Origin of the sequence: Kitasatospora sp. NPDC088783, assembly GCF_044750705.1 — a bacterium.
Lineage (GTDB): Bacteria > Actinomycetota > Actinomycetes > Streptomycetales > Streptomycetaceae > Kitasatospora > Kitasatospora fiedleri.
In genome coordinates this window covers 350,133-374,181 of record NZ_JBIVKJ010000002.1, presented here as the reverse complement: position 1 = coordinate 374,181, position 24,049 = coordinate 350,133, and the positions used below count along the sequence as shown (strand labels likewise).

Genomic DNA, 24,049 nt, shown 5'->3' with positions numbered 1-24,049 from the left:
TGCCGTGGGGCGGGCGGGGGTGCGAAGACGGACCCTGGGGCCCGACAGCGAGGAAACCAGGCCGCCGACCGGGCCTGCTATCCGCGATATTGCCCAATGCGCGCGCGGCCCCCGCCGGGCGGGCCGGGGTGGGTCTGGGCGATGCCCAGCCAGTGGTCGGCGGCGGCGCCGACGGCGCTCAGCGCGAGGTCGTCGCGGTGCCGGCGCCGGGTGACGAGCAGGCAGAAGTCGGCGGCGGGGCCGCTGATCCGCTGGTCGGCCTGCTCGGGGCCGAAGGTCCAGGAGGTGCCGGAGGGGGCGGTCAGCTCGAACCGGAAAGGCTCGGCGGGCGGCTCCAGGCCGCGGACCCGGTAGGCGAGGTCCCTGGTCCTGGTGCCGAGGAAGGCGACGTGCCCGATCCGGTCGGTGAAGCGGTACGGGACGCCCAGGGCGTCGTGGACGTCCTGGCCGTGGGCGAACAGCTCGGTCAGCGCGACCGCGGCGAGGACGCCGACCGGCAGCGGGTCGGCCAGCCAGGGCACCGTCCGGCGCCGGTCCGCGGCGGCGAGCCCCCGCTCGGCGGCGGCCCGCCACTCGGCCCAGTGCCGCAGCAGCTCGGGGGCGGGCTCGGCGAGGTGCCGGGCGAGCAGGGCCGCCATGCCGGCTTCGAAGTCCGCCCGGACAGGGGCGCTCTCGTCCGCGAAGGCGGCCGGGTCGCGCACCGCGAGGTCGACCAGCCGGGCGACGAGCGCCAGGTGCGCGACCTGGTGCCGGACCGTCCAGCCCGCGGCCGGGGTCGGCGCGGACCACCGGTCGGGCGGCAGGCCGGAGACCAGCCGGGCGAGTGCGGACCCCTCCGCCGCCAGGTCGGCGCGGACGTCCTGCATTGCGGTCATGTCAGCATTCCCTTCCCCGGTGAAGCGCGTTCAATCCGGTCCCGCGTTCATTTTCCGGGGACGCTCCGGGGCGGGCTTCTCCGTGCGTGCCGCCGGTAGCCGGCGGCGGGCGTTCGGGGGCGTATAGGGCACCGCTGCCGGTGGCTGAATTCCGCCGCTTGACCCAGACCGCAATCCAGGAGGTGCAATAGTCACGCATTGGCAAAACGATGTGTCTGGACCAAAGCCGGCCGAGTGCTTCGCGGCCGGTTCCGACGAGTGGTTCCGACGAGCCGGGGAGGAACGTGCCGAATAAGGGAGCCCCCGGGCCGTCCGGCCTCCGAGGCGCCAGTTCAGCGCGGACCGGGCCACCCCGTCCGCCCCGCACCCGGGGCGGTTCTGCCGTGTCCCCGTCAAGGTCCGAGCCGGACCACCGATCCAAGGCAAGGCGAGCGAGCGGACAACGAGCCCAGGTGAGGGATATCCGAATGTCGATTGCGGCGGCAATAGAGCGGAGCATAGGGACGATGTGGCAGAATCACGCGGATCCGATTTCCCTTGAGGAATTGGCCGAAATCGCTTCCTACAGCAAATTCCACTACTCCCGGATCTTCAACCAGCTGACCGGAACCTCGCCCGGCCGATTCCTCACCGCGATCCGCATCTTCATGGCCAAGCAGCATTTACTGGAGACGCAGGACAGTGTCACCGACATCACCTACCGGGTGGGCTACAACAGCCTGGGCACCTTCACCAGCCGCTTCACCCGCAGCGTCGGCGTCTCGCCGACCCGCTACCGCGCGCTGGCCCAGGACGACGACCTGCCGCCGCTCGTCCCGCCGACCGCCCGCGCCGGGCACGGCCTGTCCTCCGTCACCGGGCAGCTGCACTTCCCCTTCGAGGTCGGCCCGGTCCGGGTCTACGTGGGCGCGTTCAACACCCCGATCGTGGAGGGCTACCCGCAGGCCTGCGACATCCTGGACGAGGCCCGGCCGTTCCACCTGCACGTCCCCGACGGGCTGTGGTTCATCCGGGCGGCGGCCGTGGCCACGGACGACGCCTTCCCCCGGCACCAGATCCGTCCGCCCAGACTCGTCGGCTCGGGCTGGGCGGTCAGAGCCAGGGGCGGGCGCGCCTACAGCACCGACGTCCAGCTGCGCGAGGTGACCCGGCTCGACCTGCCGATCCTGCTGGCCCTTCCGGAGCTGGACGGGGCCAGGCGCCTGAGCCGGGCCGGCACCCGCTAGAAACCACCGGATCGATCGAACAATCACCCGATGCCCGCCGGTTCTCCCCGCCCCGCCTCCCCGGTACCGTCCGGACACGACCGGAATCCCCGCCCCCGGTTCCCGGCCCTCCGGAATGGCCTCGACGCACATGCCGTCGATCGGGCCGCCGGGCGTCCGCGCGGGCACTCGGCCGGGGCTTCCCGGCCGGGTGCCCGATCACCCCGAGTTCGTCTCCGGATACGTCCGGTGGCCACCGGTAGGACGTGGTCGATGCGACGGCGGCCGATCGGTAGCGCCGACCGGTCCCGCCGGTCAGCCCCGCCCGTCCGGCCCGTCGAGCCCGTCGAGCACCGCCAGGACGTCGGCCGGCTCAGCCCGGGCGGTGTAGTCGGCGTCCACGAAGGCCCAGCGGATCGTGCCCGCGCGGTCGATGACGTAGGTCGCCGGGATCGGCAGGGTGCGTGGGTGGCCCGCCTGGGAGCGGTCCAGGTCGATGCCGACCCGGGCGTAGACGGCCGCGAGGTCCTCCGGCAGGTCGAAGGCGAGGCCGTACCGCCGGGCGGTGTCGCAGCCGAGGTCGCTCAGCACCTCGAAGTCCAGCCCGTTCTTCTCGGCCTGCGACAGCGACTCGTCCGGGATCTGGGGCGAGACGGCCACCAGCCGGGCGCCGCGGGCCGCGATGGCCGCGTGGTGCTGCTGGAGCGAGCGCAGGGCGATGTTGCAGTAGGGGCACCAGGCGCCCCGGTAGAAGGTCAGCACGACCGGGCCGTCGGCGAGCAGGGCGGCCAGGTCGACGCTCCGGCCGGTGGCCGAGGGCAGGGTGAAGGACGGCGCCCGCGCCCCGGCGGCCAGCGCCCGGTCGGCCTGCCCGGAGGCGGCCAGCTCCCGGGTCGCCCGCTGCATCACCTCGCTCACCTCGGTGGGCAGTTGCTCCTGCCGGCGCTCGTAGAAGGCGCGCAGTTCGGCGTTGACGCTCATCGGTCCCCTCCCGCGGTCATCCTGGAACAGCCGTTCCAAGATAGCGGCAGGGGCGCTCCCCCGGTCAAGGGCGGATCCGGATATCTTGGAACCGACGGTTCGAGACGGGGTGGTGGGGACATGGCGGACGTCAAGCACTTCGATCCGGACGCGGCGCTCGACACCGTGATGCGCCTGTTCTGGCGGCAGGGCGTGACCGCCACCGGCATCCAGGACATCGTCAACGCCACCGGGCTCAACCGCTCCAGCCTGTACGCCACGTTCGGCGGCAAGCAGGAGCTCTACCGCGCCGCGCTGCAGCGCTACGCCCGGGAGCGCTCCCGGCTGCTGCTCCGGCCGCTGGAGGAGGGGGACCGCGGCCTGCCGGCCGTCCGCGAGTTCTTCGCCGGGCTGGTCGAGACCCGCTGCACCGGCGAGTTCGCCCGGTGGGGCTGCATGTTCTCCAACGCCCACGCGGGCAGCGAGAACGCCGACCCCGCGGTGCGGGCCGTCCTCGACCGGCAGCACCAGCGGCTGCGCACCGCCCTGCACACCGCCCTGGTGTCGGCGCAGCGGCAGCACCAGCTCGCCGCGCACACCGACCCGGGCCCGGCCGCCGACGTCCTGGCCCTGCTGGCCCACGGGGTGAACCTGCGCTCCCGCGCCGGGGCGGACGCCCGGCAGTTGCAGGCCACCGTCACCGCGGCCATCACCGCGGTGGCCCGCCCCGCCTGACGGTCCGTCACCTGCGCTCCTCCATCGGGCAGTTCGGCCGGGGAGTTCAGGAGACGGCGACCCGGTGGTCCGCGCGGTCGGCGGTCAGCGCGCCCAGCAGGCGCAGCGCCGTCTCGGACGGGGAGCCCGGCTCGACGGTGAAGGCCACCACCATGAGCTCCGGCTGCTCGGTCCGCAGGACCTCCTGGAAGAGGGTGAGTTCCCCCACCTGCGGGTGGCGCAGCACGTTGGTGAACGAGTCGCAGTTGGCCACCGAGTGGTCCTCCCACAGGGCGGCGAACTCCGTTCCGGAGGACAGCAGTTCACCGACCAGCGCGCGGACCCGGCCGTCGGCCGGGAACCTGGCCGCCACCATCCGCAGGTGTGCGACCACCGAGCGGGCCTTGCCCTCCCAGTCGGCGAACAGCGCCCGGGTCGGCGGGTCGAGGAAGATCATCCGGGTCATGTTGGGCAGCCCCTCGTGCCCGGCCCGGACCTCGCGCCCCTCATCCCCTTCGCGGTCCTCGTGGTGCGCGCCGAACACCGCGCGCGCCAGCGGGTTCCAGGCCAGCACGTCGGAGGTCGGGGAGAGCACCATGACCGGCACGTCGCCCATCATCGCCATCAACCGCTGTAACCCGTCCGGGAGTTGGCGGGCCACCCGGGCGGCGCAGCTGGCCGCCGCGCGGTTGGGGCGGGCCAGCGCCAGCAGGTGGGCCCGTTCGGCGTCGTCCAGGCGCAGCGCCCGGGCCAGCGAGTCGAGGACGGCGTCGGAGACGTTCTGCCCCAACCCCTGCTCCAGCCGGGCGTAGTAGGAGGCGCTGACCCCGGCCAGCTGGGCGAGCTCCTCCCGGCGCAGCCCCGGGACGCGGCGGCGCCCGCCGTAGCTCCCGAGCGCGGTGTCCGCCGGATGCAGCCTGGCACGACGGGACTTGAGGAATTTCCCGAGCTCATCCATGCGTCTCATTATGCTGAAAGTCGCACTGCCAAGCCTAGCCTTCGCAGTGGGACGAACAGCAGGTGTCTGGCTAGCCGGCGGGTGATCTCCCACGCTTGCTGGCATGACCACGATTCCCGACCCGCGGAACCGCATGAGCACCCGGCTCAGATTGACCCTGTTCGTGCTGCTGGGCGCGCAGTTCATGCTCTCCGTCGACTTCTCGATCCTCAACGTCGCGCTCCCCCAGATCGGTTCCGGGGTCGGGATATCCTCCGACGACCTGCCGTGGGTGGCGTCGGCCTACGCGCTGCCGGCCGCCGGCTTCACCCTGCTGTTCGGCCGGATCGCCGACCTGTTCGGCCGCCGCCGGCTCTTCCTCGCGGGCATCACGCTGCTCACCGTGGCCTCGGTGCTCGGCGGCGTCTCGGACAGCGGCGGCCCGCTGCTGACCGCGCGCGTCCTGCAGGGCCTGTCGACCGCGATGGCCGCCCCGGCCGCGCTGTCCCTGCTGACCACCTCGTTCTCCGAGGGCGCGATGCGGGAGCGGGTGCTGGGCCTGAACGGCGCGCTGCTGTCCGGCGGGTTCACGGTGGGCGCCCTGGTCGGCGGCACCCTGGTCGGGCTGCTCAGCTGGCGCTGGGCCTTCCTGATCAACGTCCCGGTGGCCGTCGCCATCCTGATCGCGACGCCGCGGCTGATCGCCGACAGCCGGGCCCCGGAGAAGGTCCGGCTCGACGTGCCCGGCGCCGTCTCGGTGACGGCCGGCCTGCTCGCGTTCACCTACGGCATCATCGGCAAGAACCTGCTGGTCGCCGCCGTCGGCGTGGTGCTGCTCGGCGTGTTCTGGGCGATCGAGCTGCGCGCGCCCGCGCCGCTCGCCTCGGTGCGCATCCTCAAGCGCCCCACCGTGAAGTGGGGCAACTTCGCCGGGCTCGTCGTCTTCGCGATGGAGAGCGCGCTGATCTTCCTGATGACGCTGTACCTCCAGGACGTGCTGCACTTCGCCCCGCTGACCACCGGCCTGATCTTCGGCGTCCCCGGGCTCGCGGCGGTGGCCGCCGGCGTCATCGCGGGCCGGGTGATCGGCCGCTTCGGCACCCGGGCCGTGCTGACCGTCGGCCTGTCGGTGCAGGGGCTGGCCACCGCGCCGCTGGTCCTGCTCGGCACCGACCGGGTCATGCTGGCGGTGCTGCTGCCCGCCCTGTTCATCAGCTTCTTCGGGCACGTCACCTCGATCGTCGCCTACACCGTGACCGCGACCTCCGGCCTGCCGGACTCCGAGCAGGGGCTGGCGACCGGCCTCGCCGCGCTCAGCCAGCAGGTGGCGGCCACCATCGGCATCCCGATCCTCAGCGCCGTCGCGGCCTCCCGCGCCGTGCAGCTGGACGGCATCCGGCTGGCGCTCGGCGTCGACGTGATCGTCACGCTCCTCGCGGTGGGCCTGGTGTGGGTGGGCCTGCGCCCCCGCGCCGAGGCGCCGCCCGCGACCGCGGCCGACCCGCGGGTCGAGGTCGAGGAGCAGCCCGCGGGCCGCTGAGCGGCACCACCGGCCGGGCCCGACCGGTCCGCCCGAACGGTCCGGCGGGCCGGTGCGCGGCGGGGAAAGACGGCATTCACGGAGAAGAGGTCCGGGGGAATTGCCGGGACCATCGGAGGGCGATCGGCGGAACGGACCGGCGGATGTTTCCGCGGGGGCCGTTCCGCCGCCCGTCGGCGCCGGGCGGCCGAATGCGATTCGGCCGCCGCGCGCATTCCCTTTCCCCCGCGAGGAACGGACCCCGACCGTGACAGTGAAGAGAACCACCGTCAACGCCATCGAATTCGCCTACCTGGAACAGGGCGACGGACCACTGGCCCTGCTCATGCACGGCTTCCCGATGTCCCCGGCCACCTACCGCCACCTGATGCCCGCGCTGGCCGCCGCGGGCTACCGCGCCGTCGCCCCGTACCTGCGCGGCTTCGCGCCCTCGACGCTGCCGCCGGACGGCTCCTTCGCGATCGCCGACCTGGTGTCCGACATCAACGGCCTGCACGAGGCGCTGGGCGGCGACGGCGACGCCGTCCTGGTGGGGCACGACTTCAGCGCCCCCGCGGTGTGGGGCGCGACGCAGGACGGGGAGCGCTGGTCGCGGGCGGTGGTCTGCGACGTGCCGCCGCTGCCGGTGTTCGGGCCGATGGTCCTGACGCCCCGGGGCACCGACGCGCTCAGCCACTTCTGGTTCTTCCAGACGGCGGTGGCCGAGCAGGTGGTCGCGGCGGACGACCTCGGCTACCTCGACTGGATCTACCGGAAGTTCACCGCGGACGGCTTCGACGCCACCGAGGACCTCAAGCACGCCAAGGACGCCCTGCGCGCGCCGGAGAACCTGGCCGCGGCGCTCGCCCTGTACCGGACGGCCTTCCCGCCCGACCGCTTCGGCACGCCGGAGTGGATCCAGGAGCACGCCGCCGTCTGGGGCGCCCCGCCGAGCCGGCCGGTGCTCAACCTCTTCGGCTCGGAGGACCCCAGCTTCGTGATCACCGAGGCGGTGCTGGCGGACATCGTCGCGGGCCTGCCCGCGGGCTCGCACGCCGAGGTGGTCCCGGGCGCGGGCCACCTCGGACTGGTCGAGCGGCCCGCCGAGGTCAACCGCCTGGTGCTGCGCTTCCTGGCCGGGGACCTCTGAGCGGCGGCGCACCGCGACGGCCCGGGTGGCCGGCCCGCTGCGGGCCGGCCACCCGGGCCGTCCGGTCCCGGCGGGTCCGCTTCCGCGTCCGCGTACCGGTGGGCGGGCGGACGGGCGCGCGGGCACGCGAGTGCGCGCGAACGCCCGGGGGCGCTCGCGCGTGCTCAGGGCCGGGCGGGGCCGGTCAGGAGCTGAACTTGTCCTGGCCGTTCCACCAGTTCTCGCCGGGCCCCTTGGCGCTCTCGTCGTCGTAGCGGTCGTGGTGCCGCCACCAGTCCCAGGGGCGGGCCAGGCCCTCCTCCTGCCGGCCCAGCAGGGTCATCTCCAGGTAGTTGTAGGTGTTCAGGGTGACCTCGCTGCCGCGGTCGTACACCGAGTTGGTGTGGAAGACCTCGTCGCCCTCGCGCAGGAAGGAGCTCACGCCGGGCAGTTCGCCCTTGTCGGTGGTCACGTGGAAGTCGTGGTTGAAGTCGTTGCCGTGGGAGGAGACGAAGGGGAGGTCCCAGCCCATCCGCTGCCGGAACGCCTCGATCTTGGCGATCGGCGCCCGGGCCACCATGACGAACGAGGTGTCGCGGTTGTGCAGGTGGGCCAGGTGCCCCACCGAGTCGGCCTGCATCGAGCAGCCGGGGCAGCCCTCCTCCCAGGCCGGGTCGAACATGAAGTGACGGACGATCAGCTGCCGGCGGCCCTGGAACAGGTCGAGCAGCGTGGGCGAGGCCCCGGGCGCCTCGAAGACGTACTCCTTCTCGATCCGCACCCGGGGCAGCGCGCGCCGGGACGCCGAGACCGCGTCGCGCAGGCGGGTGAGCTCCTTCTCCTGCTCCAGCAGGTCCTTCCGGGCGGCGAGCCACTCGTCCTTGGTCACGATGGGCGACAGATCCACACTGGCCTCCAGGTACGGCACCGCCGCCGGGAATCGGCGGGCGGGAACGATGCTGGGACCAAGGTGGCACGCGCGGCACCCCTTTCCTTCTCCGCGGTTGCTCAACCGGGAAAGACCTCCGCCGGGACCAGGCAATTCAGAAGAGGACGCGTCGGCGGGCCCGGTGGAATCGTTCTCCGGTGACCACGTGAATGGGAATTCCGGTCCGGTCACCCACTCAATCGAACCGTCCAGGAGGAAATGATGTCGTCCACTGGAATACCGACCCGGGAAGAAATCGTCGAACGGGTCTCCGCGCTGGTGCCGGCCCTCCGGGAGCAGGCGGCCTGGTCGGAGGAGAACCGCCGGCTGAGCGAGGAGACGATCGCGGCGCTCACCGAGGCCGGCGTCTTCCGGCTCCGGACGCCGGTGCGCTACGGCGGCTACGAGTGCGACACCAGCACGCTGGTGGAGGTCGCCATGGAGCTGGGCCGGGCCGACGGCGCCATCGCCTGGACCTCCTCGGTGTTCTGGATCCCGACCTGGATCGCCGGCCTGTTCCCGGACGCCGCCCAGGACGAGGTCTTCACCTCCGCGGCCCCCCGGGTCTGCGGCACCAACAGCCCCACCGGCACGGCCGTGCCGACCGAGGGCGGCATCGTGCTCAACGGCTCCTGGAAGTTCGTCAGCGGGGCCTGGCACGCGGGCTGGCAGGAGATCGCCGCGATCCTGCTCCGCCCGGACGCCGAGCCCGAGCCCGTCATGGCGCTGGTCCCGATGACCGACCTGAAGATCGTCGACGACTGGCACACCAGCGCGCTGCGCGGCACCGGCAGCGTCACCACGGTGGCGGAGGAGCTGTTCGTCCCGGAGCACCGGATCATCCCGATGGGGGCCGCGATGCGCCCGCAGGGGCTGTCGCGGGCCAACGCCGACTCCCCGGTCTGGCGGACCCCGGCCTCCCTGGTCGCGGCGGCCTCCGGCGTCGGCGTGGCGGTCGGCCTGGCCAAGGCGGCCCGGGAGGTGTTCTTCGAGCGGCTGCCCGGCCGGAAGATCACCTACACCGACTACACCGTGCAGGCCGAGGCCCCGATCACCCACCTGCGGGTGGCCGAGGCGGTCAACAGCATCGACCAGGCGGAGTTCCACGCCCGGCGCGGCGCGGCCACCGTGGACGCCAAGGCCGCCGGCGGCGAGGAGTGGAAGCTGGAGGAGCGGGCCCAGGTCCGCAACGACCAGGGCGAGGCGACCCGGCTGGCCAAGCACGCCGTCGACCTGCTGGTGAGCATCAGCGGCGGCAGCTCGATCCACCTCGACGTCCCGCTCCAGCGGATCGCCCGGGACATCCAGGGCGTCGCCCTGCACGCCCTGATCAACCCGGACACCAACACCGAGCTCTACGGCCGGGCCCTGTGCGGCCTGGAGCCCAACACGCTGTACATCTGAGGACGTCCGGGCGACCGGATCACGGACGGCGGGCCCGCCACCTCCCCCACCGGGAGGGCGGCGGGCCCGCCGTGCGCGGTCCGGTCGCCGTGCGCGGTCCGGCCGCCGTGCGCGGTCCGGTCGCCGTCAGCGGCCGACCATGCCGCCGGTCAGGTCGACCGTGGTGCCCGTGGAGACGGGGGCCAGGTCCGAGGCCAGGAACGCCGCCATGTTCCCGACGTCGGCCAGCGCGGGCCAGCGGCCCAGCAGGTTGCGGGCGGCGGAGCGCTCCTGCCAGCCCGCCTGCCGGGCCGGCAGCTCGGGCAGGCCGGTCGCCATCGTGCTCTCCATGCTGCGGGCCGCCTCCGGCGATCCGGCGGAGTGCAGGCAGAGCACCCGCACGCCCTGCGGCCCGAGTTCGGCCGCGAGGGTGCGGGCGAAGCCCTCGACCGCCGCCCAGGCCGGGCCGAACCCGGCGGTGTAGGGGTAGGGGACGCGCGCGGGCGCGGCGGTCATCATCATGATCGCGCCCCGTCCGCGCGGCACCATCCGGGCCGCCGCCGCGTTGGCGGTGACGAACTGCGCCTTGGTGAAGTCGATGATCGGCAGCGCGAAGTCCTCGAAGGACAGCTCGCCGAGGGCCGCGCCCTGGGCGCCGCCGGGCCGCCGGGTGGAGGTCGCGCAGAACGAGACGTCGAGGCCGCCGGTCCGCTCGACCACGGAGTCCAGGAAGCCCTCGACCGCGTCCCGGTCGAGCGCGTCGACCTGCGCGGTGACCAGCGAGCCGCCCTCGGACTCCACGTCGTGGGCCAGTTGCTTGAGCCCGGCCTCGCCCCGGCCCGCGACGAACACCCGGGCCCCTTCCCGGGCGAAGGCCCGGGCCACCGCGCCGCCGACCGCCCCGGCGCCGTAGACGACCGCCGTCCGGTCCGTCAGCAGACTCTCCATCAGGTCTCCCCTTCCCCTGCGGCGGGACCGGACAGCACCGACCCGCGAAACTCCGGCACCGCCCGGCGGACGGGCGCACCCGGCCCACGCTAGGCACCCTCCGGGCCACCCGCGCCCCGAGCCGCCCCGCTCCCGGACATCACCGCAGGTCGGAACGGGTGCCACCCCACCCGCCCGGAGGGGTGGGCACCGGCCCGCCGGGCTGACGCACGCCCGTTCGCCCCGGTCCGCGCCCGCGGGCCGGGCGACGGATCGCGGGAGTTCGGGCGAAACCCCTTGCGCAATGGTCAAGAAACGTTGACCATTGCTTCCGTGCCCACCGACGACGATCTTCCCGAGACGTTCCACGTCACGACGGACGAGCAACTGCGCGCCGTCTCCAACCTCACCCGCCACCGGATCATGGCCGTGCTCCGCTTCGAACCCGCCACCATCACCCAGATCGCCGAGCGGGTCGGCCTCGCCAAGGGAAGCTCCAGCTACCACGTGCGGCTGCTCGAACGGGCCGGCCTGGTGAAGGTGGTGCGGACCAGGAAGGTCCGGGGGGTCACCGAGCGGTACTACGCCATGGCCGCCCGGGCGATCGTGCTGCCCGACCCGGGCGAGGGCGGGCCGGACGTGCTGATGCGCCACGCGGTGGCCGACCTGGAGTCCTCGCCCGCGGACGGCGAGCGGTACGTGCGGATGGCGCACCTGCGGCTCACCGAGCGGCAGTTCGCCGAACTCGGCGCCCGGCTGGAGGCGTTGGCGGACGAGTACCGCGCACTCTCCGACCCCGCGCTGCCGGACGCCTCGCTGGTCCTCGCCCTGTTCCACCCGGCGCCGCGCGCCCGGGCCGAGGCCGAGGAGGGCTCCGAATGACCACCGGCGCAAGGAGGTTGCCGCCCGGCTTCGGCCGGCTGTGGACCGCGCAGACCGTCTCCTCGCTCGGCGACGGGGTGATGCACGCCGCGCTGCCGCTGCTCGCCCTGACCCTGACCCGGGACCCGCTGGCGCTCGCCGTCGTCACGGCCGCCGGGACGCTGCCCTGGCTGCTGCTCGGCGTGCTCGGCGGCGCGCTGGTGGACCGCTGGGACCGCCGGCGCACCATGTGGATCGCGGACGCCGCCCGCGCGGCGCTGCTCGCGGCGGCCGCGGTGGCGGCCGCGCTCGGCCTGCTGAGCGTTCCGCTGCTCGCCGCCGTCGCCTTCCTGCTCGGCGTCGGCGGGCTGTTCTTCGACACCGCCGCCACCGCCTACCTGCCGGAGCTGCTCCGGCGCGACCCCGCGCTCCTGGAGCGGGCCAACTCCCGGCTGCGCGGCGCCCAGACCGCCATGTCCGGCTTCGCCGGGCCGCCCGCGGGCAGCGCGCTGCTCGCCCTCGGGCGGGCGGTGCCGCTGCTGGCCGACGCGGTGTCGTTCCTGCTCTCCGCCCTGCTCGTGCGCACCCTGCCCGCCGGGCCCCGGCCGGTGCCGGCGGCCCGCGAGTCACTGCTCCGGCAGGCCCGGGCCGGCGCCTCGTACGTCTTCCGGGACCGGGTGCTGCTCGGGCTCGCGCTCCGCCCGGCGGTCGGGAACGTCGCCTTCCTCGCGGTGGAGACCGTGCTGGCCCTCTTCGCGCACGACCGCCTCGGCGTCGGCACCTCCGGCTTCGGCCTGCTGCTCACCGCGGAGGCCACCGGCGGCCTGCTCGGCGCGGCCGTCGCCTCCTTCCTCGGGCGGCGGCTCGGCACCGGCACCGCGCTGACCTGCACCGCCGGGCTGGAAGGTCTCGCCGTCCTGGGCCTGGCCGCCGCGCCGAACCCGTACGCGGCCGGGCTGGCCCTCGCCCTCTGCGGCGCCGGGATGGGCGCCACGATGGTGCTCGCGCCCTCCCTCCGGCAGGCGATCGTGCCGCCCCACCTGATGGGCCGGGTCGCCTCCACCTCCCGGATGCTGGCCATGTGCGCCGCGCCGCTGGGCGCCTTCCTCGGCGGCTGGCTGGCCGCCTCCCACGACGTCCGCACCCCGCTGTACGCCGCCGCGTTCCTGCTGCTCACCATGACGGCCGTCACCGCCTCGATGACCGGCAACCGCCGGGTCGAAGCGGCCCTGCGCGCCGCCGCACCGGCCGCCGGGGGCCACGGGCCGGAGCAGCTCGAACCCGCCCCGGCCGAGGGCGGGTTCGAGCCGGAGCCGACGCTCACCGCGGGTGGCGGCCGCTGAGGCGCCGGGACCGCCGGGCGCCCCGGCGGTCCCGGCTCCCCGGGTCAGGCGGGGTCAGGCGGGGTCGGTGGGCTTGTCCCACCAGGTCCGGCGGACCAGGTGGACCGCCGCCGCCAGCGCGGCGGCGAGACCCAGCAGGACGAGGCAGGCTCCGCCGTAGCGGACGATCCTCCGCAGTTCCCGCGCCGGGTCGTCGACGGCGGCGAACACCAGGTGGACCAGCCAGGGCAGGACGGCGAGCGCCACTCCGGCGGCCCGGAGCCCGTCCGGACGGCGGCCGGACAGGCGCAGCAGCAGGACCACGGCCGTCGCCGCGCACAGCCAGAGCGGGAACAGCCCGACGGTCGCCATGTTCAGGGAGAGGTGGCGGGTGAGCTGGTACCGGTCCGCCGCGATCAGCGGCAGTCCGACGCCCAGCGCCAGCCCGGCGGCCTCCCACCGCCCCCGCTTGGTGACGTCCACCAGGTCGGGCGGCGCGAGCAGCAGCAGTGCGCCGACCAGCAGCAGGCCCAACAGGTAGCCCACCAGCCACAGTTGGTAGATCCCCTCCAGCTCCTGGATGCCGACCTCGACGAGGGCGGCGAGCAGGCCGGTGATCCGGGCCGCCCTCCACCGGCCCACCGCGGCGAGCGCGAGGGCGAGCAGCCACGGCAGGGTGCCGGCCACCAGCAGGACGGCGTCCAGGACCGCGTGGCCGAGGCCGCTGCCGGGGAACGGGTACCGGATGCGGTGGACCCTCTCGTGCAGCCGCGACAGCAGGAAGAACAGGCAGCGGCCCGCGGCGATGGCGAGTGTGACGGGCGCCGCGCCCGCCAGCACCCGGCCGGCCGGGTCGGTGGGGCCGATCCGCAGCCGCAGCCGCAGGGCGTGCGCGGCGAGGTCGAAGCGCTCCCGGAGCACCGCCCGCCGGGGCAGGCCCTCGGCGGTCCGGGCGAAGACCGCGGCGATGTCCTCCCCGTGCAGGGCCCGGTAGCGGACGGGGTAGAGGCTCATCAGCAGGCGCCCGGCCTGCGGCGCGGGGCGGGCGGTCATGCGCCGGCTCCGTTCGGGCGCAGGCGGGCGGCGGCGCCGAGTCGGCGTTCGGCCTCGGCGGCGGCCAGCCGGAGGCGGCGGGCCTCCTCGGCCAGCAGGTCCTGGCCCTGCCCGGTGAGGGCGAAGGTGCGGCGCAGCCTGCCGTCGACCACTTCCTCGCTCTCGATCCGGATCAGGCCGTCCTGGAGCAGCCGGTCGAGCGCGGTGTAGAGGGTGCCGGTGCTGAGCCGGGTGCGGCCGCCGGAGATGGCCAGCACCTCCTGGATGATCGCGTAGCCGTGCCGGGGGGCGTCGGCCAGCGCGGTGAGCACGAGTCTTGTCGGCTCCCGGAGTTGACGTTCGGTCATGCGGCGATCATAGGGCTGCTGTCGCCATATGTCGATTGCTTACCTATCGGTGCGCGCGGGGGCGGGAACGGCACGACCCCGCCGCCGCTCACGCGGTGACGGGGTCGTGCGGGCCGGCGGGCGGCCGGGGCTGCCGGGGCTGCCGGGGCTGCCGGGGCCGCCGGGGCTGCCGGGGCTGCCGGGGTCAGTGGGCGACCGGGACCAGGGCGCGGTCCTCCGGGGGCCGGGGGCGGCGGGCCCGGCAGCCGGTGGTGGTGGCGGGGGCCCGGATGAAGGTGAAGGCGAGCAGGAACATCAGGGTGGCGGCGATGGAGTCCAGCCAGTAGTGGTTGGCCGTTCCGACGATCACGGTGAGGGTGACCAGGGGGTGCAGCAGCCAGAGCCAGCGCCAGCGCGAGCGGGTGGCCGCGATCAGGCCGACGGCCACCATCAGGGCCCAGCCGAAGTGCAGGGAGGGCATCGCGGCGAACTGGTTGGAGAGGTGGTCGGCGGTGGGCGGGCCGTAGACCGCGGGCCCGTAGAGCCGGCCGGTGTCCTCCAGCCCGGTGGAGGCGAGCATCCGGGGCGGGGCCAGCGGGAAGGCGAAGGGCAGGATCAGGGCGGCCGAGGTGACGGCGGCCAGCACCCGGCGGGCCCAGACGTAGTGGGCGGGTCGGCGGAGGTAGAGCCAGACCAGGAACAGCCCGGTCGCGGGGAAGTGGACGGTCGCGTAGTAGACGTTCGCCAGGTGCACCACCGTCTCGTTGCGCAGCAGCAGGTCCTGCACGGCGCCCTCGCCGGGGAGGTGGACGGTGCGCTCCAGGCCCCAGACCCGGTCCGCGTTGTGGAAGGCGGTGGCGGTGTGGCCGATGGCCAGTCGGCGGCCGAGTTTGTAGACCGTGAAGAGCCCGAGGACGAGCAGGAGTTCCCGGAGCACCGGGGGCCGGGGTATGTCTCCTGCCGGGGCTCCGGCGGAGTCCGTCGCGGTGCGCAACCGCTCCCCCTTACTGGCGGGCGGCCCGGTTCCCGGGTCCCGCGTGCGAGTGCCGATACGCTGACGTATCGATACAGTCGCGTATCGATACGTTGGTGGAGTGTACATACGGCCGTCGCCGCCCCGACACCCCGGGGACGGCGGGACGACACCACGCCCCGGGCGGGGCGTGCGGGAGGTGCGGGAGGTGGAGGGCGTGCGGGACGAGGAGCCGGTCTGCGGCTCGACCCGGTCGAAGATCACGTCCGAGCGGGAGCGGGAGTTCTTCGAGGCGGTGCTCGACGAGATCCGCACCGGCGGCTACGAGGCCGTCACCATGGAGGGCGTGGCCGCCCGCACCCGGTGCGGCAAGTCGACGCTCTACCGGCGCTGGCGGACCAAGGCGCGGTTCGTCGCGGCGGCCCTGCGCGCCCGGCGGGAACCGCGGTGCGCGGGCATCGACACCGGTTCGCTGGCCGGCGACCTGCGCCGGGTGGCCGCGGCCACCGGGACCTGGTCCGACCGGGACACCGCCCTGCTCCAGGCGCTCGGCTACGCGGTGATGACCGACAGCGACCTCCGGGACGCGGTGCGGGAGACGGTGATCGCCCCCGAGGTCGCGGCGCTGGAGGAGATCCTGCGGCGCGGCGTGGCCCGCGGCGAGGTGCCGGCCGACCACCCGGCCCTCGAGTTCGTACCGGACATGGTCTTCGGCGCGACCCGGATCAGGCCGCTCCTCTCCGGCCGCCCCGCCGACGCGGACTACCTCCGGCGGTACGTGGAGTCCGCCGTCCTGCCCGCGCTCGGCCTGGCCTGACCCGGAGCGGCGCGGAGCGGGCACGGAGCACCCCGGCCCGTCCCGGCGCGTGGTCGCCGGGACGGACCGGGGTGCGGTCCGGTGACGGGTCAGGAGGTCGGCATCAGGACGGTGTCGACGATGTAGACGGTGGCGTTGGCGGTCTGGACGTTGCCGCACAGGACCTTGGAGTTGCCGTTGACGGTGAAGTCCGGCTGGGCGCCGGCGGCGGTGAGGTCGCCGCCCTCCAGGGACTTGTGGGTGCCGGTCAGCGCGTTGGGGGCCAGCCGCTCGGGGGCGACGTGGTAGGTGAGCACCTTGGTGAGCTTGGCCTTGTCGGCGAGCAGCGCGTCCAGGTCGGCCTTCGGGATCTTGGCGAAGGCGTCGTTGGTGGGCGCGAAGACGGTGATGTTCTGCGCGGAGTTGAGGGTGTCGACCAGCCCGGCCTGCTTGACCGCCGCCACCAGCGTGGACAGCAGCGGGTTGTTGGAGGCCGCGGTGGCCACCGGGTCCATGGCCATGCCGGAGAACGACCCGGCACCGTCCTTCGGCACGGCGGTACAGGCCGCACCGAACGGCTGGCCGGCCATCGCGGCGGCCGAGGCGGTGCTGCTGTCGGAACCGGACATCGGGGCGGACGAGGAACTCCCGGCGGAGGCCGAGGCGGACGTGGAACTCGTCTCGCCGCTGCTGCTGCACGCCCCCAGGGTGAGGGTGAGGGCACCGGTGGCGAGCAGGGCGGTCAGGGTACGGCGACGGGTGGTGACGGACATGGCGGAACGCTCCTCGATACGGGTGAAGTGGTGTTGGTGAAAAGGCGGGTGACGGTTCGTCAGGTACGTGGTGGTCAGGTGACGGTGACGACGGTGCTGTGCCAGCCCGTCGCCCCGGCGGGGAACGGCGCGGCCCGCTGCTCGGGCTGCACGGCACCGGCGGCGTCGGTGGCGCGCACCTCGATCCGGTGGGTGCCCGGCGGCGCGCCGCGCCAGCGGTACGACCACTGCCGCCACAGGTCGGGCCCGGCGTCGGCGGCCAGGTCGGCCTGCTGCCAGGGGCCGCCGTCGACGCGGACCTCCACGGCCGCGACGCCCCGGTGGGTGGCCCAGGCGGTGCCCGCGACGTCCACGTCCCCGGCGGGGACCTTCGCGAACGGGGCCGGGACCTCGATCCGGGAGGCGGTGCGGACGGTGCCGGTGCGGTCCCAGCCGCGCCGCACCCAGTACGGGTCGAACGCGGCGAAGGTGGTGACCTCCAGCTCCACCAGCCACTTGGTGGCGGAGGTGTAGCCGTAGAAGCCGGGCACCACGCTGCGGCAGGGGAAGCCGTGCGCGACCGGCAGCGCCTCGCCGTTCATGGCGACGGCGAGCAGCGCGCGCCGCCCGTCCAGGACGGACTCCAGCGGGGTGCCGATGGTCATGCCGTCCTGCGAGCGCCCCACCAGCTGGTCGGCCCCGGCGCGGACCCCGGCCCGGCGCAGCAGCGCGGGCAGGGCGGCGCCGAGCCAGCGGGTGGTGCCCACGTAGGGGCCGCCGACCTCGTTGGAGACGCAGGACAGCGTGTGGTCGAGCTCTTCGAGCGGTTCGCGCAGCAGCTGGTCGAAGGTGATCGACTGCGGGTGGTCGACCAGGCCGTGGATGCGCAGCGCCCAGTCGCGCGGGTCGATCCGGGGCAGGGTGAGCGCGGTGTCGACCCGGTAGAAGTCCGCGTTCGGGGTGGTGAACGGGGACAGGCCCGGGACCTTCGGGTGCAGGGCGGCGGGCGGGGGCGGCAGCGGGCGGGCGGGCACCGGGAGGCGGACGGCGTCGCGGGCGGCGGTGACGTCGAACCGGCGGTCCGTCAGGACCCGTCCGCCGACCCCGGCCAGTGCGCCCGCCGCGAAGGTCGCGGCGGTGGCGGTCAGCACGGTGCGACGGCCGGTCAGCGCGGTCGCGGACACCTGGTCCGAGGCCGCAGTCTCCCGTTCCGGCGTCTCCCGTTCCGGCGTCTCCCGTTCCGCCGTCTCCCGCTCCGCCGTCGCCGGGAGCGGTGCGGGGGTGGTGCGCCGCCGGAGCCGGGCCAGGGCCAGGGCGGTGGCCGCGCCGACCAGTCCGGCGGCCAGCGACGGGGCGCAGTCCGCCGCCGCCGCGCCGGGGCGGGAGAGCGCGGCCCAGGCGCCGAGCCCGCCGAACGCCCCGAACACCGCGGCCCCGGCGAGCGGGCGGCGCACCGCCAGCAGGCCGGCCAGCGCGGCGAGCAGGGCCATCGTCAGGTAGATGCCGCCCAGCAGCACCGCCTTGTCGTGGGTGCCGAAGGTGCGGACCGCGTACTCCTTCAGCGGAGTGGGCGTCAGGTCGATCGCCGCCGACCCGACCGCGATCACCGGCGCGCTCCGCGCCCCCACCGCGTACGCGGCCAACTCGCCCGCGCCCAGCGCCGCCACCGCGGCGGCCAGGCCGATCGCCGCCGCGCCCAGGGTGCGGGCGACGCGTCGGCGGCGCGGGTGGCCGGACGGTGCGGCGGCGGGGGTCGGGTGGTTGGTCACATCCCCCGTTCGGGGCCCCGGTGGCCCCGGATTGGTCGGACTGGCCCACTCGCCCGATCGGGTGAACCGGGCGCGCTGCCGGAACGGTTCAGCGCGAGGCCGGTTCAGCCGTTCCGACCTGCGGGTTCCCGGTCGCGGGCGCGGCCTGCCAGGCGGCCTCGATCATCCGGAAAATCTCGTCCAGGGCGGCGTCCGGGTCGGCGGCCGTCCGGGCCAGGGCGTGGGCGTCGACCGCGAACCGGGCGAGGGTGCGGACGGCCGTGGTGCTGCGCGGGGGGCCGGGGTCGGCGGCGATGGCGGCGGCCAGCACTTCGGCGTGGCGCAGCCGCATCGTCTCCTCGTACTGCCGCAGCGCCGGCGAGGAGTTGATCATCCGCCAGATCGGCGCGGTGCCGTCGGCGGTGCAGTGCCGGACGAGGGCGCGGACCTCGCGGTGCAGGGCGGGGACGAGCGGTTCGCCGGGGTCGCGGTCGGCGACCGCCCGGACGAGGCGCTGCTCGAAGTCCCCGTCCTGTTCGAAGACCAGGGCCTCCTTGGCCGCGAAGTGGGAGAAGACGGTGGTCACGGCGACGTCGGCCTCGGCGGCCACGTCGCGCAGGCCGACGGCGTCGTAGCCCTTCTCCAGGAAGAGCCGCAGGGCGGTGTCGGCGATCTTCTGGCGGGTGGCGGCCTTCTTGCGTTCGCGGCGGCCGGTCGGCTCGGTCATGCCCTTACCCTAGCAGCTAGCAAATGACAACAGTTCCAAAAAGCTAACCGTTAGGGCTAGTCTCGTCCGCATGAAAAAGATGGTCTTCGCCGAGTTCGGCGGCCCCGAAGTCCTGCACCTGGTCGACGCCGAGGAGCCCCACCCCGGGCCCGGCCGGCTCCGGATCGCCGTGCGCGCCGCGGGCGTGAACCCCGTCGACTGGCGGATCCGCGAGGGGCAGGCGCTCAAGGCCCACCCGCTCCGCCTGCCCTCCGGGCTCGGGCTGGACGCCGCGGGGGTGGTGGACGGGATCGGCGAGGGCGTCACCGGGGTCGCGGTCGGCGACCGGGTCTTCGGCGAGGGCAGCAGCACCTACGCCGAGTTCGCCGTGCTCTCCGCCTGGGCCCCGATGCCCGACGGGCTGACGTACGAGGAGGCGGCCGGCTACCCGTCCGTGGTGGAGACCGCGCTGCGGGTCCTGCGCGAGGTCGGCGTCCGGCCCGGGCAGCGGCTGCTGGTCAGCGGCGCGGCCGGCGGGGTCGGCTCGGCCGTGCTGCAGATCGCCCGCGACCGGGGCATCGAGGTGGTCGGCACGGCCGGCGCCGACAACCAGGACTACCTGCGCTCCCTGGGGGCCGCCGCCACGACCTACGGCGACGGCTGGGTCGAACGGGTGCGCCGGCTCGGTCCGGTCGACGCGGCCCTCGACCTGGCCGGGGCGGGCGTGATCCGCGAACTCGTCGACCTGACCGGGGACCCGCGGAAGGTCGTCTCCATCGCCGACCTCGGCGCGCCCGAGCACGGCGTCCGGTTCTCCGACACGGCCGGCAGCGTGCCGGAGGCGCTCGCGGTGGCCGCCGACCTGATCTCCCGGGGCCGCCTGCGCATCCCCGTCGCGAAGACGTACCCGCTCGCCGACGCGGCGGCGGCCCACGCCGACAGCCGGGCCGGCCACACCCGCGGGCGGCGGGTCCTGGTGGTCTGAAACGCTCCGGGCCCCGGGGCCGGGTCCGTACCCGGCCCCGGGGCGGGACGGTCAGCCGCCGCCGTCGACCCGGAGGCGGACCTGTTCCTCCAGCCGGGCCAGGCTCTCGTCCAGCTCCCGCTCGACGGTCTCCGGCGCGGGCCCGGCGCCGTCCTCGAAGAAGGAGAGGTGGATGGTGACCTGGCTCGTCCCGGTGTCCAGCCCGGCCACCTGGAGCCACCCGGCGTACCGGCCGTCGTCGCGGGTGCCCCACTCCATCCGCAACTGGTCCTGGCGGGTGCGCAGCAGCCCGCGCTCCTCGGTGCCGCTGCGGTCCTCGTGGACGGTCACGGCGGGCGGGTCGTCGACCCGCACGTGCAGGTCGCGGGGCATCCAGGCGTCCAGCCGCGCGGGGTCGGTCGCCTCGTCGAAGACCGGCTCCGGGAGGGCCGGCATGGTGCGGGAACGTTCGTACTCGGTCATCGGCAACTCCTCGGGTGGTGTCCGGGCCGGGGCCCGGGGATCGGTCGTCGGGATCAGTCCGGCGGTTCGTCCCCGCCGTCGGCCTTGGTGGTCTCCGCGGCCTCGCGGTCCGGGTCGGAGGTCGGCTCCTCGGTCGGGTCGCGGCGCTCCTCGCCGTCGGCCGGGACGATGTCGGGCACCTCGATGCCGTCCGGGGGCGGCAGGTCGGGCGTCTTGGGCGCTCGATCGGGGTCGGTCACGGCGGGTTCCTTCCGGTCCGTCACGTCCGCCGGTCCTTCCGGCTCCCCGCGCGGATGCCCCGACGCGGACGGTCCACTCATGATCCGCGCCCGCGGACCCGGCCGCAGCCCCGGCGGCGGGGGCCGCGGTACCGCACGCCCGGCTCCCGGCGGGCCGGGCGTTTCGCCGCCCGGCCCGCCGGGCACGCGCGACCGGCCGGGCACCGGCGGCAGCGGACCGGCGCATCGACGGACCGGCGCATCGACGGATCGGCTGATCGAGGAGGCGCGGTGGACGGGCGGGAGCGCGGGGCGGGCGTCGTGGTGGTCGGGCAGGTCGGCCGGGACCTGGTGCTGCGGACGGACGGGCTGCCGGAGGCCGGCGGGTCGGCCGACGTCGCGGAGCGGTGGGAGGGCCTGGGCGGCAAGGGCGCCAACCAGGCCGTCGGCCTGGCGCAGTTGGGCGTGCCGGTGCGGCTGGTCGGCGTGGTGGGCGAGGACCGCGCGGGCGCCCTGGTGCTGGCCCGGGCCGACCGGGACGGCATCGACACCGCCGCGGTCGTCCGGCGCGGACGGACCGCCCTGCTGGTCGACCTGGTCGACGCGCCGGGCAGCCGCCGCCTGCTGGAGGACGTCCCGCCGGAGAGCCTGGTCACCGTCGCGGACCTGGAACGGGCCCGGCCGGCCCTCGCCTCCGCCGACACCGTCTCCCTGCAACTCCAGCAGCCCTCGGCCACCCTCCTGGCCGCCGCCCGCCTCGCCCGGCGGCACGGCGCCCGGGTGGTGGCGGACGGCGCGCCCGAGCCGGACGTCCGTGACGAACTGCTGTCCCTGCTCGACGTGTTGCGCGCCGACGCCGCCGAAGCGGAACTCCTCGCCGACCGCCCCGTCCACTCCGCCCGGGACGCCCGCGCCCTGGCCCGCCACCTGCTCACCACCGGCCCCGCCCTGGTCGCCCTCGCCCTGCCCGACGAGGGCGACCTGCTGGTGTGGCCGGACGGCGAACACCTCTTCCCGCTGGCCGACGTCCCCGTCACCGACCCGACCGGCGCGGGTGACGCCTTCGTCGCGGGCCTGGTCGCCGCCCTGCGGCGCGGCGCCGACCCGGTCACCGCGGGCCGGCTGGCCACGGCCACCGCCGCCGCGACCGTCCAACGCCTGGGCGGACGACCGGACTTGTCCGGATTGGCCTAGGGCCCGTCTTCAAACCCCCGTCTGCCCCACGACGCCTGGCACGCCCTCTCGCCACACCGGGCGAAAGGCCAAGTACATCCAGTACGCGACCTTCCACCCGGCACGCCGAGAGCACGCACCGGACGCCGCGGGGCTGCGACGGGGGTTTGAAGACGGACCCTCGCGCCCGCCACCTGCCCGGCGCGCACCGAGGTGGTCGGCCGGACCGGCGGTCAGGGGTTGCGGCGGGCGAGGGAGGTGCTGAGGGCGGTGGCGAACAGGCACCAGGCGGCGTAGGGGGCGAGTGCGGCGGCGGCTGCGGGGTCGTGGCGTGCCGTCCGCCGGATCAGGTGCAGGTTGTCGGCGTCGAGCAGCAGGCTGCCCGCGACGCCCGCGGCCGGGCTGCGGAGGCCGAAGAAGAGCCAGGTCCAGCCGGCGTTCAGGGCCAGGTTGGTGCCGTAGGCGGCGGCCAGGGCGGTGCGGTCGCGGCCGGTCGTGCGATTGAGGGCGTGGCCGGCGCTCCAGGCGAGGGAGGCGTACAGCGGTGTCCAGACCACCGGGAAGGCCCAGGACGGCGGCTGCCAGGCGGGTCTGTCCAGCGAGCGGTACCACCGGCTCGCCGGGCCGGTGGCCCGCGCGCCCGTCCAGGCCGCCGCCGCGGTCGCCGCCGTGGCCGCCGCGTACGGGAGCGCGTGCCGGGCCTTCGCCATCCGGATCGTCCAGGTCTGTCGCATGGTCCCCGTATGTCCGGCCGGGCCCGGTCCACACGCCGGGTGCTACGGGGCCGGGTCGCCGTCCTGCTCCGGGTCCGCTCCCTCGGGGCCGCCGCTCACCAGGGCGACCAGTCCGGCCCGGCCGTTGCGGCGCAGTTCGCGGCGCTGGCGGACCGCGCCGTTGCCCTCGGTGAGGAGCCGTTCGAGCAGCGGGACGACCCGGGAGGTGTCGTCCGCCTGCCGGAGGGCGGGGGTGAGTGTCTCCAGGACCTGGTCGATGACTGTCGGCGGGGAGTCGAGGGTGCCGGTGAGGGGGTTGTGGAGCCGTTCGGTGCAGCCGTGGCGGGCGGCGTGCCAGACGGCGGCGGCCAGCACCTCGGGGTGCGGGGCGGGGCCGGCCGGGAGCCTGTCCGGGTCGGTGAGGAGGGTGGTGGCGACCGCCCGGAGCAGGCCGGTCAGCATCACGGCCTCGTCGGTGCGGAGTTGGACGTCCATCGCCCTGACCTCCACGGTCGGGTAGCGCTCGGAGAGCCGGGCCTGCCAGTAGAGCTGGCCCACGTCGCCGATCAGTCCGGTGTCGACGAGCGCGTGGATGCGCGCGTCGTAGTCGGCGGCGCCGTCGAACAGCGGGGGCACGCCGCTGACCGGCCAGCGGCTGAAGACCACGGTCCGCCAGGAGGAGAACCCGGTGTCCACGCTGTTCCACATCGGCGAGTTGGCCGCCAGCGCGACGACCAGCGGCAGCCAGCGGCGCAGGCCGTTGAGCAGGGCGACGCCCGCGGCGCGGTCGGGCACGCCCAGGTGGACGTGCATGCCGGTGATCAGCTGCTCGTCGGTCAGCTGGGCGGCGTGCGCGCGCAGGGCGCGGTAGCGGGGGGTGTCGCTGACCGGCACCGACAGCCGGTCGGCGAAGGGCGCGGCGCCGGAGGCCGCCAGCAGGCAGCCGTGCTCGTCGGCGGCTGCCGAGAGCGCGCGGCGCAACCGTTCCAGGTGCGCGGCGACCTCGTCGAGCGTCCGGCAGACCGGGGTGGCGACCTCCAGTTGGGCCTGGAGCAGTTCGCGCTGCACCTCCGACCCGTCCAGCTCCGGTTGCAGGTCGGCCAGCTGCCGCACCTGCTCCGCCCGCGCCACCGGCACGCCGGTGGCGGCGTCCAGCAGCAGGTACTCCTCTTCCACACCCACGGTCACCATGGACAGCGGCTACCCCCCTGGGGGGCGTCCACGCACCGCTCCCCGGGCGGGAATCCGCCGCGCGAGCACGGTCCGGGCGGAGGGACGGAGCGGCCCCGGGCGGCACGGCTGCGCGAGGGACGACGGCGCGAGGGACGACGGCGCGGTCGCGGGCGAGGCACCGCCCTGGCGACGGCACGGCCCTGGCGCGGCA

25 protein-coding genes are annotated in these 24,049 nt (G+C 75.0%); 10 read left to right on the top strand and 15 right to left on the bottom strand.

The features are described 5' to 3' along the window. Positions 1-77: 77 nt before the first annotated feature. Positions 78-875 (bottom strand): TIGR03084 family metal-binding protein, encoded by a 798-nt coding sequence (locus ACIP60_RS06105; RefSeq protein WP_233533374.1) that lies wholly within the window; start codon positions 873-875, stop codon positions 78-80. Positions 876-1,420: 545 nt separating this feature from the next. Between ACIP60_RS06105 and ACIP60_RS06100 the strand changes: the two genes are divergently transcribed. Next, complete coding sequence (locus ACIP60_RS06100; RefSeq protein ID WP_199527986.1) at positions 1,421-2,101, top strand: helix-turn-helix transcriptional regulator; 681 nt, start codon at positions 1,421-1,423, stop codon at positions 2,099-2,101. Positions 2,102-2,395: 294 nt separating this feature from the next. Here the strand turns inward: ACIP60_RS06100 and ACIP60_RS06095 are convergent, their stop codons facing one another. Further along, the gene (locus tag ACIP60_RS06095) at positions 2,396-3,061 is read right to left on the bottom strand and encodes a peroxiredoxin-like family protein (protein WP_400680554.1); all 666 of its coding nucleotides are present in this window, start codon (positions 3,059-3,061) and stop codon (positions 2,396-2,398) included. 120 nt (positions 3,062-3,181) lie between these two features. Between ACIP60_RS06095 and ACIP60_RS06090 the strand changes: the two genes are divergently transcribed. After that, a complete protein-coding gene (locus tag ACIP60_RS06090) occupies positions 3,182-3,775 on the top strand; it encodes a TetR/AcrR family transcriptional regulator (protein ID WP_282204641.1) in 594 nt (197 codons plus the stop codon). A gap of 46 nt (positions 3,776-3,821) precedes the next feature. Here ACIP60_RS06090 and ACIP60_RS06085 read toward each other — a convergent pair whose 3' ends face one another. Then, positions 3,822-4,712, bottom strand: coding sequence for a helix-turn-helix transcriptional regulator (locus ACIP60_RS06085; RefSeq protein WP_400680552.1), 891 nt, complete (start codon positions 4,710-4,712; stop codon positions 3,822-3,824). Between the two features lie 103 nt (positions 4,713-4,815). Between ACIP60_RS06085 and ACIP60_RS06080 the strand changes: the two genes are divergently transcribed. Together ACIP60_RS06080 and ACIP60_RS06075 are read left to right on the top strand one after the other, a co-directional pair. After that, the gene (locus ACIP60_RS06080; protein ID WP_100834720.1) at positions 4,816-6,231 is read left to right on the top strand and encodes an MFS transporter; all 1,416 of its coding nucleotides are present in this window, start codon (positions 4,816-4,818) and stop codon (positions 6,229-6,231) included. 247 nt (positions 6,232-6,478) lie between these two features. After that, positions 6,479-7,360 carry an alpha/beta fold hydrolase gene (locus ACIP60_RS06075; RefSeq protein ID WP_400680549.1) on the top strand — a complete coding sequence of 294 codons (882 nt, stop codon included), beginning with the start codon at positions 6,479-6,481 and terminating at the stop codon, positions 7,358-7,360. 184 nt (positions 7,361-7,544) lie between these two features. Here the strand turns inward: ACIP60_RS06075 and ACIP60_RS06070 are convergent, their stop codons facing one another. Beyond that, a complete protein-coding gene (locus ACIP60_RS06070; protein WP_100834722.1) occupies positions 7,545-8,246 on the bottom strand; it encodes a DUF899 domain-containing protein in 702 nt (233 codons plus the stop codon). A 243-nt stretch (positions 8,247-8,489) separates the two neighbouring features. On the opposite strand from ACIP60_RS06070, the gene ACIP60_RS06065 reads away from it, so the two are divergent. Next, entirely contained in the window at positions 8,490-9,671 is a 1,182-nt protein-coding gene (locus tag ACIP60_RS06065; protein ID WP_400680547.1) for an acyl-CoA dehydrogenase family protein, read from the top strand. A 126-nt stretch (positions 9,672-9,797) separates the two neighbouring features. Here ACIP60_RS06065 and ACIP60_RS06060 read toward each other — a convergent pair whose 3' ends face one another. Next, positions 9,798-10,598 (bottom strand): SDR family NAD(P)-dependent oxidoreductase, encoded by an 801-nt coding sequence (locus tag ACIP60_RS06060; protein WP_159072951.1) that lies wholly within the window; start codon positions 10,596-10,598, stop codon positions 9,798-9,800. 312 nt (positions 10,599-10,910) lie between these two features. Here ACIP60_RS06060 and ACIP60_RS06055 point away from each other — a divergent pair, with 312 nt between their 5' ends. Further along, the gene (locus tag ACIP60_RS06055; RefSeq protein WP_400680545.1) at positions 10,911-11,459 is read left to right on the top strand and encodes an ArsR/SmtB family transcription factor; all 549 of its coding nucleotides are present in this window, start codon (positions 10,911-10,913) and stop codon (positions 11,457-11,459) included. Continuing rightward, the gene (locus ACIP60_RS06050) at positions 11,456-12,781 is read left to right on the top strand and encodes an MFS transporter (protein WP_400680543.1); all 1,326 of its coding nucleotides are present in this window, start codon (positions 11,456-11,458) and stop codon (positions 12,779-12,781) included. Before ACIP60_RS06055 ends, ACIP60_RS06050 begins: the two co-directional genes overlap by 4 nt. A gap of 54 nt (positions 12,782-12,835) precedes the next feature. On the opposite strand, the gene ACIP60_RS06045 is transcribed toward ACIP60_RS06050, so the two are convergent. The 3 genes from ACIP60_RS06045 to ACIP60_RS06035 form a co-directional block, all read right to left on the bottom strand. Further along, the gene (locus tag ACIP60_RS06045; protein ID WP_400680541.1) at positions 12,836-13,813 is read right to left on the bottom strand and encodes a hypothetical protein; all 978 of its coding nucleotides are present in this window, start codon (positions 13,811-13,813) and stop codon (positions 12,836-12,838) included. Next, positions 13,810-14,160: a PadR family transcriptional regulator gene (locus ACIP60_RS06040; RefSeq protein ID WP_400680538.1), complete on the bottom strand. Its 351-nt coding sequence runs from the start codon at positions 14,158-14,160 to the stop codon at positions 13,810-13,812. The genes ACIP60_RS06045 and ACIP60_RS06040 overlap by 4 nt, the downstream gene beginning before the upstream one ends. Before the next feature lie 184 nt (positions 14,161-14,344). Beyond that, entirely contained in the window at positions 14,345-15,133 is a 789-nt protein-coding gene (locus ACIP60_RS06035) for a phosphatase PAP2 family protein (RefSeq protein ID WP_400680535.1), read from the bottom strand. A 187-nt stretch (positions 15,134-15,320) separates the two neighbouring features. Between ACIP60_RS06035 and ACIP60_RS06030 the strand changes: the two genes are divergently transcribed. Continuing rightward, entirely contained in the window at positions 15,321-15,929 is a 609-nt protein-coding gene (locus ACIP60_RS06030) for a TetR/AcrR family transcriptional regulator C-terminal ligand-binding domain-containing protein (RefSeq protein ID WP_400680533.1), read from the top strand. Positions 15,930-16,018: 89 nt separating this feature from the next. On the opposite strand, the gene ACIP60_RS06025 is transcribed toward ACIP60_RS06030, so the two are convergent. The 3 genes from ACIP60_RS06025 to ACIP60_RS06015 all read right to left on the bottom strand — a co-directional run bounded on the left by ACIP60_RS06025 (position 16,019) and on the right by ACIP60_RS06015 (position 19,135). Further along, positions 16,019-16,681, bottom strand: a complete 663-nt coding sequence (locus ACIP60_RS06025; protein WP_400680531.1) for a fasciclin domain-containing protein — start codon at positions 16,679-16,681, stop codon at positions 16,019-16,021. Positions 16,682-16,755: 74 nt separating this feature from the next. After that, positions 16,756-18,429, bottom strand: coding sequence for a molybdopterin-dependent oxidoreductase (locus ACIP60_RS06020; RefSeq protein WP_400680529.1), 1,674 nt, complete (start codon positions 18,427-18,429; stop codon positions 16,756-16,758). An 88-nt stretch (positions 18,430-18,517) separates the two neighbouring features. Beyond that, complete coding sequence (locus tag ACIP60_RS06015) at positions 18,518-19,135, bottom strand: TetR/AcrR family transcriptional regulator (RefSeq protein WP_400680526.1); 618 nt, start codon at positions 19,133-19,135, stop codon at positions 18,518-18,520. Positions 19,136-19,205: 70 nt separating this feature from the next. On the opposite strand from ACIP60_RS06015, the gene ACIP60_RS06010 reads away from it, so the two are divergent. Further along, the gene (locus ACIP60_RS06010; protein ID WP_400680524.1) at positions 19,206-20,099 is read left to right on the top strand and encodes an NADP-dependent oxidoreductase; all 894 of its coding nucleotides are present in this window, start codon (positions 19,206-19,208) and stop codon (positions 20,097-20,099) included. Between the two features lie 51 nt (positions 20,100-20,150). Here the strand turns inward: ACIP60_RS06010 and ACIP60_RS06005 are convergent, their stop codons facing one another. Next, entirely contained in the window at positions 20,151-20,561 is a 411-nt protein-coding gene (locus ACIP60_RS06005; RefSeq protein WP_400680522.1) for an SRPBCC family protein, read from the bottom strand. A 53-nt stretch (positions 20,562-20,614) separates the two neighbouring features. Further along, entirely contained in the window at positions 20,615-20,800 is a 186-nt protein-coding gene (locus tag ACIP60_RS06000) for a hypothetical protein (protein WP_400680520.1), read from the bottom strand. Positions 20,801-21,070: 270 nt separating this feature from the next. Here ACIP60_RS06000 and ACIP60_RS05995 point away from each other — a divergent pair, with 270 nt between their 5' ends. Then, positions 21,071-21,973 (top strand): PfkB family carbohydrate kinase, encoded by a 903-nt coding sequence (locus ACIP60_RS05995; RefSeq protein ID WP_400680518.1) that lies wholly within the window; start codon positions 21,071-21,073, stop codon positions 21,971-21,973. A gap of 212 nt (positions 21,974-22,185) precedes the next feature. On the opposite strand, the gene ACIP60_RS05990 is transcribed toward ACIP60_RS05995, so the two are convergent. Further along, entirely contained in the window at positions 22,186-22,686 is a 501-nt protein-coding gene (locus ACIP60_RS05990; RefSeq protein ID WP_400680515.1) for a TspO/MBR family protein, read from the bottom strand. A 42-nt stretch (positions 22,687-22,728) separates the two neighbouring features. Then, entirely contained in the window at positions 22,729-23,856 is a 1,128-nt protein-coding gene (locus ACIP60_RS05985; protein WP_400680513.1) for a glutamate--cysteine ligase, read from the bottom strand. Between the last annotated feature and the right edge of the window lie 193 nt (positions 23,857-24,049).